The 14,671-nt window shown below is 76.6% G+C and carries 7 protein-coding genes; 4 read left to right on the top strand and 3 right to left on the bottom strand.

Annotated features, from left to right (window positions below; all coding sequences use genetic code 11):
- Positions 1-396 precede the first annotated feature (396 nt).
- A complete protein-coding gene (locus ACWDR0_RS28410; protein WP_456354644.1) occupies positions 397-4,182 on the top strand; it encodes a hydantoinase B/oxoprolinase family protein in 3,786 nt (1,261 codons plus the stop codon).
- A gap of 201 nt (positions 4,183-4,383) precedes the next feature.
- Here the strand turns inward: ACWDR0_RS28410 and ACWDR0_RS28405 are convergent, their stop codons facing one another.
- From ACWDR0_RS28405 to ACWDR0_RS28395, 3 genes are read right to left on the bottom strand one after another with little or no spacing between them, the layout of a single operon-like run.
- A complete protein-coding gene (locus tag ACWDR0_RS28405; RefSeq protein ID WP_456354643.1) occupies positions 4,384-5,250 on the bottom strand; it encodes a 5-oxoprolinase subunit C family protein in 867 nt (288 codons plus the stop codon).
- Positions 5,247-5,864: a 5-oxoprolinase subunit PxpB gene (gene pxpB / locus ACWDR0_RS28400; RefSeq protein WP_456354642.1), complete on the bottom strand. Its 618-nt coding sequence runs from the start codon at positions 5,862-5,864 to the stop codon at positions 5,247-5,249. The genes ACWDR0_RS28405 and pxpB overlap by 4 nt, the downstream gene beginning before the upstream one ends.
- Positions 5,861-6,625 (bottom strand): LamB/YcsF family protein, encoded by a 765-nt coding sequence (locus ACWDR0_RS28395; RefSeq protein ID WP_456354641.1) that lies wholly within the window; start codon positions 6,623-6,625, stop codon positions 5,861-5,863. Before ACWDR0_RS28395 ends, pxpB begins: the two co-directional genes overlap by 4 nt.
- A gap of 364 nt (positions 6,626-6,989) precedes the next feature.
- Between ACWDR0_RS28395 and ACWDR0_RS28390 the strand changes: the two genes are divergently transcribed.
- From ACWDR0_RS28390 to ACWDR0_RS28380, 3 genes are all read left to right on the top strand, one after another.
- Complete coding sequence (locus tag ACWDR0_RS28390) at positions 6,990-8,516, top strand: hypothetical protein (RefSeq protein WP_456354640.1); 1,527 nt, start codon at positions 6,990-6,992, stop codon at positions 8,514-8,516.
- A gap of 283 nt (positions 8,517-8,799) precedes the next feature.
- Positions 8,800-9,717 (top strand): hypothetical protein, encoded by a 918-nt coding sequence (locus ACWDR0_RS28385; RefSeq protein WP_456354639.1) that lies wholly within the window; start codon positions 8,800-8,802, stop codon positions 9,715-9,717.
- 103 nt (positions 9,718-9,820) lie between these two features.
- On the top strand, positions 9,821-14,656 hold the full coding sequence (locus tag ACWDR0_RS28380) for a hypothetical protein (RefSeq protein WP_456354638.1): 4,836 nt from the start codon (positions 9,821-9,823) through the stop codon (positions 14,654-14,656).
- Positions 14,657-14,671 lie beyond the last annotated feature (15 nt).

The following is a 14,671-nucleotide window of genomic DNA, read 5'->3' as shown; positions in this document are numbered from 1 at the left end:
CGCGGGCCGGGTGCTGTCCGCGCGCGGGCCGCGGGCCCGGTGCGTGTTGCCCCGGTGCGGGCGGCGGACCGGGCGGGCTCCCGCGGTCCGGCGACCCCCGCGGTGGGCTCCGGGCCCGGCATCCCCCGCGTACGGCGGGCTCCGGTACGACACGTGGCCGCGCCTGGGGCCCGCCCGCTGCCGAGCGGCGCGGGCGAGGGCGTGGGCCCGGAGGCCACCTCGCCTACGGCAGCGCGGGGCCGCTCACACCGCCCACAGGCAACGGCCGCCGGGCCGGGCGCCCCGCCCCCGTACCGCCGGGCCTCCCGCTGGGCCACCGCCCCCGTACCGCCCGGCCGCCCGCAGGGCCACCGCTTCCGTCCGGCGGAGCCGGGCCCGCGGCGACACAATGAAGGCATGACGGCCGGGCGCTGGGAGTTCTGGATCGACCGGGGCGGCACCTTCACCGATATCGTGGGACGGCGGCCCGACGGACGGCTTGTCACCCGCAAGCTGCTGTCCCGGGACCCCGCGCGCCGGAGCGACGCCGCGGTCGCCGGAATCCGGCTGCTCCTCGGCCTCGGCCCGGACGAACCCGTGCCCGCGGACCGGGTCGCCGCCGTCCGGATGGGCACCACCGTCGCCACCAACGCCCTGCTGGAGCGGCAGGGCGAACCCACCGTGCTGGTGATCACCGAGGGCTTCGGCGACGCCCTCTCCATCGCCTACCAGAACCGTCCCCGGATCTTCGACCGCCGGATCGTCCTGCCGCCGCCGGTCTACGACCGCGTCGTCGAGGTCCCCGAGCGCATCGACGCCCACGGCCGGATCCTCCGCCCCCCGGACCTGGCCGCCGTCACCGAACGGCTCACCGCCGCCCGCGCCGACGGGCTGCGGGCCGCGGCCGTCGTCCTGCTGCACGGCTACCGCCACCCCCGCCACGAGACCCTCGTCGCCGGTGTCTGCCGCGACCTAGGATTCACCCAGGTGAGCTGCTCCCACGAGGTCAGCCCGCTGATCAGACTGGTGCCCCGCGGCGATACGACCGTCGTGGACGCCTATCTCTCGCCGGTCCTCCGCCGGTACGTCGACGGGATCGCCGCCGAACTGCCCGGTATCCCGCTGATGTTCATGCAGTCCAGCGGCGGACTGCGCGAGGCCGCTCACTTCCGCGGCAAGGACGCCGTGCTCTCCGGCCCCGCGGGCGGCGTCGTCGGTATGGCCCGTACCGCCGCGCAGGCCGGGTTCGACCGGGTCGTCGGCTTCGACATGGGCGGCACCTCCACCGATGTGTCGCACTACGCGGGGGAGTTCGAACGCCGGCAGGGCACCCTGGTCGCCGGGGTCCGGATGAGCGCCCCCATGATGAACATCCACACCGTCGCGGCCGGCGGCGGCTCCGTCCTCCACTTCGACGGCCGCCGCTACCGGGTCGGGCCGGACTCCGCGGGCGCCGACCCCGGCCCCGCCTGCTACCGCCGCGGCGGCCCGCTGACCGTCACCGACGCCAACGCCGTGCTGGGCCGGATCCAGCCCGCCCACTTCCCCGCCGTCTTCGGCCCGGGCGGCGACCAGCCCCTCGACACCGCCGTCGCCCGGCGGAAGTTCACCGAACTCGCCGCCCGGGTCCGGCGCGAGACCGGCACCGGCCGCACCCCCGAGGAGGTCGCCGCGGGCTTTCTGGAGATCGCCGTACTGAACATGGCCAACGCCGTGAAGAAGATCTCCGTGGAGCGGGGCTACGACATCACCCGCTACGCCCTCACCTCCTTCGGCGGCGCGGGCGGCCAGCACGCCTGTGCCGTCGCCGACGCCCTCGGTGTGTCCACCGTGATCGTGCCGCCGCTGGCCGGGGTGCTCTCCGCGTACGGCATCGGGCTCGCCGACGCCACGGCCGTACGGGAGCAGACCGTGGAGACCGGACTCGACGAGGCGGCCGCCGCCCGGGTCCGGGAGCTGTGCGACCGGCTCGGCGACCGCACCCGCGCCGAACTCCGCGCCGACGGGGTACCCGGCGAGTCGATCACCACCCGGGCGCGGGTCACCGTCCGCTACGAGGGCACCGACGCGGGGCTCCCCGTCCCGCTCGGCGGCGCGGCCGCCCTGCGAGAGGCGTTCGAGGCCGTCCACCGCGCCCGCTACGGCTTCACCATGGACAAGCCCCTCGTCGTCGAATCCGTATCGGTCGAGGCCACCGGGGCGACGGCGGCGGAACCCGGCCCCGCTGCCACTTCCGCTGCCGCCCCCGGCCCCACCGCCGCTCCCGCTGCCGCCCCCGGCCCCACCGCCGCTCCCGCTGCCGCCCCCGGCCCCACCGCGGTTCCCGCTGCCGCACCGGGCCCGGCCCGCCCGCCGGCCGCGCCCGGCGAACCCGCCCCGGCGGCCACCGCCCCTCCGGCCCCCGGCCCGCCGCCCCGGCCCCGGGAGCACGTCCCGGTCTTCTTCGCCGGAAGCCACCGTTCCGTCGTCCCCCTCCACCGGCGGTCCGACCTGCGCCCCGGGGACACCGTCGGCGGCCCCGCGATCATCGCCGAGGACGACGCGACGACCGTCGTCGACCCCGGCTGGCGGGCGGAGACCGGGCCCCGCGGCCATCTGCTGCTCACCCGGGCCGAACCCCGGCCCGCCCGCGCCGCCGCCGGGACCGCCGCCGACCCGGTCCTTCTGGAGGTCTTCAACAACCTCTTCATGTCCATCGCCGAACAGATGGGCGTCCGGCTGGAGAACACCGCCCACTCCGTCAACATCAAGGAACGGCTCGACTTCTCCTGCGCCCTCTTCGACGCCGACGGCAACCTCATCGCCAACGCCCCGCACATCCCGGTCCACCTGGGATCCATGGGCGATTCCATCAAGGAGGTGCTGCGCCGCAACCGGGCACCCGGCGGCCACGGACTGCGCCCCGGCGACGTCTACGCCGTCAACGACCCGTACCACGGCGGCACCCATCTGCCCGATGTCACGGTGGTCACGCCGGTCTTCGACGAAACCGGCGGCGAACTGCGGTTCCTGGTCGCCTCCCGCGGCCACCACGCCGAGATCGGCGGCATCACCCCGGGCTCCATGCCCGCGTTCAGCACCACCGTCGAGGAGGAGGGCGTCCTCTTCGACAACTGGCTGCTCGTCCGGGACGGCCGGCTGCGCGAACGGGAGACCCGCGCGCTGCTCACCGGCGCCCGCCACCCCTCCCGAGCCCCCGACACCAACATCGCCGACCTGCGCGCCCAGATCGCCGCCAACGAGAAGGGCATCGCGGAGCTGCGGCGCGCCGTCGCGGAGTTCGGCCTCGACACCGTCCACGCGTACATGCGGCACGTCCGCGACAACGCGGAGGAGTCCGTCCGCCGGACCGTGGCCCGGCTCGGCGACGGCGCGTACGCGTACGAGACCGACGCCGGGGCGGTCATCCGGGTCGCCGTCCGCGTCGACCGCGAGCGGCGGAGCGCGGTGATCGACTTCACCGGTACCGCCCCGCAGCAGCCGGGCAACACCAAGGCGCCGTCCTCCGTCGTCACGGCGGCCGTTCTCTATGTCTTCCGCACCCTCGTCGGCGAGGACATCCCCCTCAACAGCGGCTGTCTGGAGCCCCTGGAGATCCGGGTGCCGCCCGGGTCGATGCTGGCGCCCGAACCGCCCGCCGCGACCGTCGCGGGCAATGTGGAGACCTCCCAGGCGGTGACCGGCGCGCTCTACGCGGCCCTCGGGGTCCAGGCGGAGGGCTCCGGCACCATGAACAACGTCACCTTCGGCAACGACCGGGTGCAGTACTACGAGACCGTGGCCTCCGGCTCCGGCGCGGGCGACGAGTTCGACGGCGCCGACGCCGTCCAGACCCATATGACCAACTCCCGGCTCACGGACCCGGAGATCCTGGAGTGGCGCTGCCCGGTCCGCGTCGACTCCTTCGCCGTCCGGCACGGCAGCGGCGGTACGGGCCGCCGGCACGGCGGCGCCGGAACCGTACGCCGTCTCCGCTTCCTGGAACCGATGACCGTCACCCTCCTCACCGGGCACCGCAGGATCGCCCCGTACGGCATGGCGGGCGGCTCGCCGGGCGCACTCGGCGAGAACTCGGTGGAACGCGCCGACGGGACGGTGACCAGCCTCTCCGGCACCGATACGACGGAGGTCGGCCCCGGTGACGTACTGGTGGTGAAGACCCCGGGCGGCGGCGGATACGGCACCGGACCGCCACCCGGCTGAGACCGGCGGAACGGTGTGTACGGTCCCGGCGGAGCCGTGCGCGGAAGCCCCGGCGGTACGGTGCCGACCCCGGCGGGTCACTGCGCTCACCGGTTCCGGCCCGGGCCCGGCAGCCCCCGGCCGGGTGCGCGGCGGCGGTTGCTCCGGTGCCCCCGGACCCGGCGGGACCCCGCGCCCGACAAGACCCTGGCGGGAGGCCGGTCAGCGGACCGGGACGAAGCGGACCGGGGTCCCCGGCACGGCCTGGGCCGCCGCGGGCAGATCCCGGGCGTCGACGACGGCGACCACCGGATAGCCCCCCGTCGTCGGATGGTCGGCGAGGAAGACCACCGGCCGCCCGTCCGGCGGGACCTGCACCGCGCCGAGCACCATCCCCTCGCTCGGCAGCTCGTCCTCCCGGGCCCGCCGCAGCGGCGGGCCCTCCGTGCGCATCCCGATCCGGTTGCTCGCCGCCGACACCCGGTGGCCCCCCGACCGCAGCGTCCGCAGAGCCCCCGGCGCGAACCAGTCGGCGCGCGGACCCGGCCGGAACCGGAGCACCAGTTCGGCGGGCGGCCCCGCCCAGGGCGCCACCCCGCCGGTGGTGGCCGGCGGCCCCGCCGGAACCCCCAGCGGCAGCACCGCGCCGTCCGGCGGCACCGGCGGACCGAGGCCCGACAGCAGATCCGTGGAGCGGCTGCCGAGGACCGGCGCCACCGCGATGCCGCCCGCGAACGCCGCGTACGACCGCACCCCGCGGACCGCCCGCCCGATGTCCAGCACCGCACCCGCGGGCAGCCGTACCGGAGCCCCCCAGGCCACCGGACGCCCGTCCACCCGGACCCCGCAGGGCGCGCCGCCGACCGCCACCGTGACCGCCCGGTGCGCCCGCACCGCACAGCCGCCCACCGTGGTCTCCAGTACGGCCGCCCCCTCCGCATTGCCCACCAGCCGGTTCACCCACCGGGCCGCGGGCGGGTCCAGCGCCCCGGAACGCGGCACCCCGAGATGGGCGCGGCCCGGCCGCCCCAGGTCCTGAACCGTCGTCAGCGGCCCGGCCCGGACCACCGTGAGGGCCCGGCCGGTCATCCTCCCTCCGGCACGAACCGCACCCGGGTGCCCGGCGACAGCAGCGCCGCCGGTTCCCGGTGCGGATCCCACAGCTCCAGATCCGTCCGGCCGATCAGCTGCCAGCCACCGGGCGAGGAACGGGGGTAGACCCCGGTGTACGGGCCGGCCAGCCCCACCGCCCCGACGGGCACCGAGGTGCGCGGAGTGGCCCGGCGGGGCACCGCGTACCGCTCGGGCAGCCCGGTGAGATAGCCGAAGCCGGGGGCGAAACCGCAGAACGCCACCCGGAACCCGGCCGCCGAGTGGATCCGGGGGACCTCCTCCGGAGCCACGCCCCACAAGGCCGCCACCTCCGCCAGATCCGGCCCGTCGTAGCGGACCGGCACCTCCACCTCCGCCCCGGCCCGCTGCCGCGGCGGCGCGGGCGGCCACTCCGCCAGCCGCGCCGCGAGCCGCCCGGGGTCGGCCACCCCGTCCAGCAGAACGGTCCGGGCGGCCGGGACGATGTCCGTCACCCGCGGCAGCCCGCCCGCGGCCCGGCGGCGCAGCAGCTCCGCGTGGAACGCCCCCGCCTCCTCCGCGTCCGCCAGCTCGACCAGCAGGGCCCGGTCGCCCACCGGAAGCACCCTCATACGAACGCCTCGACCCTCACCCCGGCGGTCTCCAGGGCCTCCCGCACCCGGCGGGCCAGCGCCACGGCCCCGGGAGTGTCCCCGTGGACGCAGAGGGACCGCGGCCGTACGGCGACGGTACGGCCGCAGCGGGCGGTGACCACGCCGAACCGCGCCATGCTCACCGAACGGTCGACGACGGCCGCCGCGTCCGACACCACCGCCCCCTCCTCGGAGCGCGGCACCAGGGTGCCCCGCTCCGTGTAGGCACGGTCCGCGAACCCCTCGGTGACCACCGGCAGTCCGGCCTTCTCCGCCATCGAGTGCAGCGCGGAGCCCGGCAGCGAGAGCAGCGGCAGCGGCTCGCCCGCCAGCCGTACGCCCTCCACCACGGCCGCGGCCTGCTCCTCGTCGCGCACCACCCGGTTGTACAGGGCGCCGTGCGGTTTGACGTACGAGACCCGGGACCCGGCCGCACGGGCGAAGATGTCCAGGGCGCCGATCTGGTAGGCGACTTCGGCCGCCAGTTCCTCCGGCGGCACGTCCATCGCGCGCCGCCCGAATCCGGCCAGGTCCCGGTAGGACACCTGGGCGCCGATCCGTACCGACCGCTCGGCGGCGATCCGGCAGACGTTCCGCATGGTCACCGCGTCCCCGGCGTGGAAGCCGCAGGCGACGTTGGCGCTGGTCACCACCGACAGCAGGGGCTCGTCGTCGGTGAGACGCCAGCGGCCGAACCCCTCGCCGAGATCGGCGTTGAGGTCGATGGACGCCCAGGTCATCGGTTCATCCCGCCCTTCCTCCTGTCCGTCCGTGCCCACGGCTCCGGTCCCGGCGGCCCGCAGTCCACCGCCGTCCACCGCCGTCACGGGGGCACCGGTGGCCCCGGCGGTCACCGCAGTGCGAGTGGCGGCCGGTGTCGGAACCGCCCCACGGCGCACGGCCGTGGTGTCGTCCTTGACGCCGGTGCCGCCGGAAAAGTTCCCGCCCCCGGTCACGGGCGGTCCGCACCCGGCCCCGGCCCCGCCCCCACCGGCCGCGCAACGGGGATCCGAGGCAGCCACCGCCCACGGCCGGCGGTGCGGGGACAAGCCGGGCGATTCACCGTTTCGCCCGTTGTCGGTGAGAGGACCTAATCTGTGCACCGTGACTTCGCCTGCCTCGACGGACCCCGCTCCGCCCCAGTTCAGCGCGGGGCCGCGGCCCGCGCAGGGCCCGGCCGCCGACGAGGGGCTGGCGCGGCGGCTGCGCGCGCTCGCCTGCACCGCCCCGCTCCACGACCTCGACGCCCGCAAGGCGAACCTCGCGGGGGAGTACTCGGTGTACGCGATGGCGGAGGTCGCCCTCGCGGCCATCGACCTGGTCACCCTCCATATGGACTTCGACACCGGCGCCGACCACGACGAGATAGTCGCCAGGCTGCTGCCGCGGATCGCCGCCCAGGCCCCGGGCCGCCCCGCCGCGGAACACGAGCGCGTAGCCCGCTGGGTCCTGGAGAACCTGATCAACGTCGGCAGTGTCGACCGGGGCTTCCGCGCGGTCTACGGCACCTTCGGCGCCGACGGCGTCTACACCCGCCGGGACTACGACTTCAAACTCGTCGAGGAGGTCCCCGGCTACGGCGGCGCGGTCTGTCTGCGCACCACCGACGAGGCGGTCAACGTCCTCGTCGGCGCCCTGGACACCGATGTGACCAGTGCCCAGATCGCCGCCGAGGTCAAGCTGGAGGTGCTCATCAGCCGCGGCCGGCTGGCCGATGCCCAGCTCGCCGCCGAACAGGCCCGCTACCGCACCGTGCAGTACTCGGAGACCCTCCGCCGCACCCTGGAGGCCACCCGGCGCAACGTCCGCGCCGTCGACTGGCTGAACACGGTCCCCGACATGATCGCCGAGGCCCTCGACCATGTCGCCGACCGCTACCGCCACGAGAACGCCATCCTGACCAATATCCGCCGCGCGCGCGACGAGGCGGAGGATCCCGAGCACAAGCGCCGGGCCGCCGAGCTGGTCGACATCGTCAAGGACTGCATCCGCCGGCACACCCAGCTCCAGTCGCGGCTGCTGGAGGCCGGCCCCCTGTTCCGCGCCGAACAGGACCGCCAGGCCTTTGCCCGCCCCACCACCCGTACCGGCCTCGACCTCTACGGACAGCTCCTCGCCCCGCTGCTGCCGCTGCCCCTGGAGGACGCCGGGCAGGTCACCGACGCCTTCTTCGCCCGGGGCACCGGGCTGCGCACCCCGGCCTCGGTGCGCGTCGGCGATCTGGTCGAGCTGCTGCTGACCCCGCCCGTCGAACGGGAGCACCTCGGCGCCGAGATGCCGGAGCCCGATCTGATCGCCACCCCGGACGACAGCCGCTTCAGCGAGGAGCAGATGGCCCGGGCGGCGGAGCTGCTCGACCTGGAGCACGACGCGCCGCGCCGGCTCTCCGGACTCCTCGCCGAGGCCCGCCGCGGCGATGCCGACCTTCCCTATCTGGTGGCCCTGCTCGCCGTCCATGCGGCCAGCCCCCCGGTCGGCACCGCCTACCGGCAGGGCGAGGAGCGGCTGCTGTTCGCCGTCGACGACGGCACCCCGCTGGACGACCCGGAGTTCGGCGGCGCCGACCTCATCGTGGGGACGGCCCTGCTCGACGCCGCCGGAATGGCCGCCGACCGTACGGAGTCGGCATGACCGCCCGCCGCCCCGGGCACCCCGCCCCGGCCCGGCCCCCGCGGGCGCGCCCCGGGCCCGTACCCCCGGCCACCGGGACCCCGGGACGGGACCCGCGCCCGGCCGCCGTACGGCATTCCCGTCCCCCAGGCCCGGCCCGGTGCCCCACCCCGCACCCGGCCTGTTCCCCCGGCCCGGCCCGTACGCCTTCGCCGGCCCGCGCACCGCGCACGCCGCACGGATCCCACAGGTCCCCGACCGCCCGTACGTCCTGTCCGCCCTGTCCGCACGAGGAGCCCGCCCAGTGACCGAACCGCACGCCGAGCGCGAACCCCGGCGCGATCCGGCCCCGGAGACCGAGGCCCCCGCCCCGGCTGCCGACCGGCCGGCCGCGGCACCCGTGGTCACCCCGGCCGACGCCGCCGACGCCGCCCGGCTGGTCTCCTTCGGACTCCAGCCCAAGCTGCTGCCCGCCCGCGACGCGGAGTACGCCGAACTCCTCCGCCGCTACCGGGACGATTCCGCCTTCGCCCGGCTCGCCGACGCCGTCGCCACCGGCCTCGGGCTGGTCGTCCTGGAGGTCTCCGCCCGCGCGGGCATGGCCGTCACCGCCGGAGAGGACTCCGTCTTCGCGGTCCGCATGGGCGACTACGCCCGCCGGGCCGCCGCGGACTCCGCCGACCGCTTCCTCCACGGACTGGCCCATCTCGCCGTCGCCACCATGGCCTTCCCCCGCCCGGAGGACCTCGCCGACGACGGTTACATCGGCCGGGTCACCGTCAACGGCGTGGACGCCTTCGTCCGCCAGGCCTGCCGCCGTCTCGAAGAGCGCGCCGGGGAGCAGGGCGAGAACACCGACCCCGCCAGCGGAGCCCCCGGACTGGAGTCCGCCTGGCGGGTCTACGCCCGCCGCAGCTCCACCGGGGCCACCAAGGACGCCCGCCGCCTCGCCGGATCCACCACCGGCATCGTCGGCAAGGCCGCCGCCTTCCTCACCGACTCCGGCTTCCTCCAGCGCACCGGCGACGAATCCGGCGGCACCTACCGCACCACCGCCCGCTACCAGCTCCAGGTCCGCGATCTCGCGGGCACCGCCGCCATGGCCGAACTGCTCGACCTGGGCGTCGTCCCGGTCAGCGACGGCGGCGCCACCCTGCTGCCCCCGCCCGAGGGCGACGATCTGGAACTGGCCGCCGACGCCGGTCTCCCCTTCCACGCCTGACACCGGGTCCGCGGGGACCGCCCCGGCGCGGGCGGCCCCCGCGACCCGGCCCCCGCCCGGTACCCCGGTATCCCGACCAGTCGACATCTGAGAGTCCGCCGCCATGTACGAGCTGTCCCGCGTTCGCCTCTACTCCATCGGGCCGGCCGGTGCGCGCTATGCCGACACCGTGCTGGACCTGCGCGGGGTCGGCGAGCCGGTGCCCCACCCCGCACCCGCCCAGGCGGAGTTCTTCGAGGAGGAGCCGGTCGGCCCGCCGCGCCGTCCCGCGCCCGCGGGCGTGCTCTTCCTGGAGAACGGCGGCGGCAAGTCCGTCCTGCTCAAGCTGATCTTCTCGGTGATGCTTCCGGGCCACCGCAACACCCTCGGCGGCGCCAGCTCCGGAGTGCTGCGCAAGTTCCTGCTCGCCGACGACTGCGGTCATGTCGCCCTGGAGTGGCAGCACACCCTCACCGGTGAACTCGTCGTGGTGGGCAAGGTCAGCGAATGGCGGGGCCGCCAGGTCTCCAACGACCCCCGGAAGTTCGCCGAGGCCTGGTACTCCTTCCGGCCCGGCCCCGGTCTCGGCCTGGACTCCCTGCCGGTCGCCGAGTCCACCTCCGTACGCCCCCCGGCCGAAGGCGTCTCCGGCGCCCGCGGCCGCCGCCGCACCATGAAGGGCTTCCGGGACGCCCTCACCGACGCGGGCAAGGCGTATCCCCACCTCGATGTCCAGTGGGAGGAAATCCACGACCGCTGGAACGAGCACCTCGGCGACCTCGGCCTCGACCCCGAACTCTTCCGCTACCAGCGCGAGATGAACGCCGACGAGGGCGAGGCCGCCGGACTCTTCGCGGTCAAGAAGGACTCCGACTTCACCGATCTGCTGCTGCGGGCCGTCACCGACACCCGGGACACCGACGGCCTCGCCGACCTCGTCAGCGGCTTCGGCAACAAGATCGGCCGCCGCGCCGAACTGACCGCCGAACGCGACTTCACCGCGGGCTCCGTCGACCTGCTCCACCGGATCGTCGAAGCCGCCGGAACCCGCTCCCGCGCCCGGGAGATCCATACCGCCGCCGAGCGCCGCACCCGTACCCTCAGCCGCCGGCTGCTGGCCCGCGCCGCCGGCGAACGCACCCGCGCCGCCGAACTGTCCCGGCAGGTCACCGCGGCCGCCCACACCGTCGCCGAGGCCGAGACCACCCGCGGCCGCAGCTCCCTCGTCGCCGCCGAACTGGCCTACCGGCACGCGTCCCTCGCGCTGGCCGCCGCCGAGAAGGGCGCCACCGGCCGGCGCCGCGAACTGACCGACGCCCGCACCCTCCACTCCGCCTGGCAGGCGGCCGAAGCCGTCCTGCGGCACCGGGCCGCGGCCGACCGCTCGGCCCGGGTCGCCGCCGCCATCCGCGAGGCGGAGCGGGACGCCGCCCCCGCCCTGGCGGCCCGCGCCCGCGCCGCCGCCGACCTGGTCCGCGCCCTCCACGGGGCGGCCGAGGAGGGCGAGCGGCTCGCCAACGAGCACGAGGAGCGCTCCGCCGTCCTCCAGGAGGCGGGCGAGGCCGCCCACCGCGACGCCACCGCCTCCGCGACCGAGGCCCAGCGCGCCCGCAGCGAGATCGGCCACCTCCGCCAGCGGCTGGCCGAGGTCGAGCAGGAGACCGCCGAGGCCGTCCGGGCCGGCTGGCTGGAGGACAGCGCGCCCGGCGCCGACCCGGCCAGGGCCGCCCTGGCCGCCAGCGACGCCGAGAAGACCGCCGTCGCCGCCTGGGACACCGCCCGGGAGACCGGCAGGGCCACCGCGGAGCGCGCCAAGGAGACCGGCGCCGCCGAGGCCCGCGCCGAACTCGCCGCCGCCCGCGCCGCCGACGCCGCGGCCGCCGCCGAACACGCCTGGACCGCCGAACACCGGGCCGCCGCCTCCATCGCCGAGGACCCCCGCCTCGCCGGACTCCTCGGCCTCCCGGACCCCGCCGGGGCCGCGGGCGGCGACACCCCCGTCCGGGACCCGGAGAGCCCGCTCTCCGCCGGGGAACTCGACCGCTGGGCGGGGGAGCTGCGCGAACTCCTCGACCAGTGCGTCACCGACGCCGAGCGCCGCCTCTTCGACCTGCGGACCGCCGCCGCCGACGACGCCCGTATCCTCGGCGCCCTCGGCGACGGCGGACTGCTGCCCCCGGGCCCCGACGTCCTCGCCACCGTCGAGTACCTCGCGGAGCACGGCATCCCGGCCCTCCCCGGCTGGCGCTATCTCGCACAGGCCGTCGACCCCGCCGACCACGCCGCGGTCCTGGCCGCCCGGCCCGAACTCGTCGACGGCGTCGTCATCACCGACCCCGCGTCCCACCTGCGCGCCCGCGATGTCCTCGGCGCCGCCGCGCTGCTGCCCCGCTCCGCCGTCGCCGTCGGCACCGCGGCCGCCCTGCTCGCCCCCGTACCGCCGCCCGGCGCCGGCCCGGACGGCGGCGGCGAGGTGCCCGCCGTCTTCCTCGTCCCCCCGAACCCCGCCATGCACGACGAAGGCGCGGCCGACGAGGAACGGCACGCCCTGCGCGCCCGGGCCACCGCCCGCGACGAGGAGATCAGGACCCTGGCCGCCCGGCTGGCCGGGGACCGGGCGCTCGCCGCCCGTCTCGCGTCCTGGCGCGCCGACTGCCCGCCCGGCATGCTCGCCGAACTCGCCGAAGCCGCCGCCGCCGCCCGGACGGCGGCGGAAGCGGCCCAGGAGGAGCTGGCCGCGGCCCGTGCCGAACGGACCGAGGCGGACGAGGCCGCCGCGGAGGCCGCCCGGATCCGCGAGGACCGCCAGGAGGCCGCCCAGCGCGCCCGGCGCACCGCCGACGCCCTCGCCGGGCTCGCCTACCGGCTCCGGGAGCGGGCCGGCTGGCAGGTCAAACTGCGCGAACTCGCCGACGACGCCGTCGAGGCCGAGGCCCGCGCCACCACCTGCTGGGAGCGGGCCAAGGCCGCCGACGAGGACCGCAGGGCCGCCCAGCGTGCCGGCGACGACGCCCGCCGCACCGCCCGGGTGCTGCGCGCCGAACGCGCCGAGATCGCCGGCGCCCCCGAGAACACGCCGGAGCACACCCCGGAGAACACTTCGCGGAACGGCGACGGCCCGGCCGGGGACACCGAGCCGCCGCGCGCCGCGCTGCCCGCCCTGCGCGAGGCGTACCGCGCCGCGTCCCAGCTCTACGAGAAGGTCGGCGTCGGTGCCGACCTCCGGGCCGAACAGGCCCGGGCCGAGAGCGACGAGAGCGCGGCCCTCGCCGAACTTGACCGGCTCACCAACAAGGTCCGCACCCGCGCGGCCCAACTGCTGGAGAGCACCGACGGCGCCGACGGCCCCTCCCGCCAGGCCGCCGCCGCCCGCGCCGAGTCCCTCGTCCAGATGCTGGAGTCCCGGGCCTCGGAGGCCAGCGAGAAGCTCGGCCGGCTGCGCGGCGAGGCCGAACGCCTCGCCCCCGCCGACGGCACCGCCCATACCGAGCTGCCCGACGCGCTGCTCCCCGGCGACGCGGACCACGCCCAGGCCCTGCTGCGTACCGCCACGGCCGAACTGGCCGCCCGCACCGACGACCTGGACACCGCCCGGGAGGCCCACGGCACCCTGCTGACGGCCCACCGGACCGCCGAGGACGGTGCCGCCGGCTTCGACGAGACCGCCGCCCAGCTCCGCGATCTGCTCCGCGACCACCAGGAGCCCCCGGCCGGTCAGGACGCCGCCCGGCCGGAGGAGCCCGAGCCCTATCCCGGCGGCCTCGCCGAGGCCCGGCAGTCCGCCGCCGAGGCCCGCCGCTCACTGCGCGGCTGCGCCGCCGACCTGTCCGCGGCGGAGGCGGGCGTACGGGAGGCCTCCGACGTCCTCGTACGGCACGCCAACTCCACCCGCTACGAACAGGTCCGCACCCCGGCCCGCCAGCAGATCCGCGAACTGCCCGCCGCCGCGCTGCCCGAGCACGCGGCCGCCTGGGCCGAGGCGTTCGCCCCCCGGCTGCGGGTGCTCGGCGACGAACTGGCCCAGCTGGAGCGGAACCGCGACACCATCGTCGACCGGCTGCGCGGACTGGTCGAGTCGGCCCTCGCCACGCTCCGCTCGGCACAGAAGCTGTCCCGGCTCCCGGAGGGCCTGGGGGAGTGGTCCGGACAGGAGTTCCTCCGGATCCGCTTCGAGGAGCCCGACCAGGCGACCCTGTCGGAGCGGCTCGGCGAGGTCATCGACGAGGCCACCCGCTCCGCCCTCCGCAAGAACGCCTCGGCGGCGTACGGGGAGGGCCGCCGGGACGGTATGTCCCTGCTGCTGCGCGGGGTGCAGGCCGCCCTCCAGCCCAAGGGCATCGCCGTGGAGATCCTCAAGCCCGACGCGGTACTCCGGGCCGAACGCGTCCCGGTGGGGCAGATGGGCGACGTGTTCTCCGGCGGCCAGCTGCTGACCGCGGCCATCGCGCTCTACTGCACGATGGCGGCGCTCCGCAGCAACGACCGGGGCCGCGACCGGCACCGCCACGCGGGCACGCTCTTCCTCGACAACCCCATCGGCCGGGCCAACGCCACCTATCTGCTGGAGCTCCAGCGGGCGGTCTCGGACGCCCTGGGCGTCCAGCTCCTCTACACCACGGGACTCTTCGACACCACGGCACTCGCGGAGTTCCCGCTGGTCATCCGGCTGCGCAACGACGCCGACCTGAGGGCCGGACTGAAGTACATCAGTGTGGAGGAGCATCTGCGGCCGGGGCTGCCGCAGCAGGAGACCAGCGGCGAGCGGATCCACGGCGAGATCACCGCCACCCGGATGTTCCGGCGGGCGCCGGGCGACACTCCCGCGGTCCCCGCACAGCCGGCCCCGCCCGCCACCGGCCGGACCTCCGCCCCGATCCCGGCCCCCGCCGCCCCGGCCGCCGGGCCGGGTGATCCGTCCGCCGTCTCCCGGCCCGGAGCGGACCGCCCGGCCGGATCCTGACCCGGCCGGGGGCGA

Source organism: Streptomyces sp. NPDC003691 (assembly GCF_053981115.1).
The sequence above is the reverse complement of the archived record's forward strand: the minus strand, read 5'-3'. Positions and strand labels throughout refer to the sequence as shown.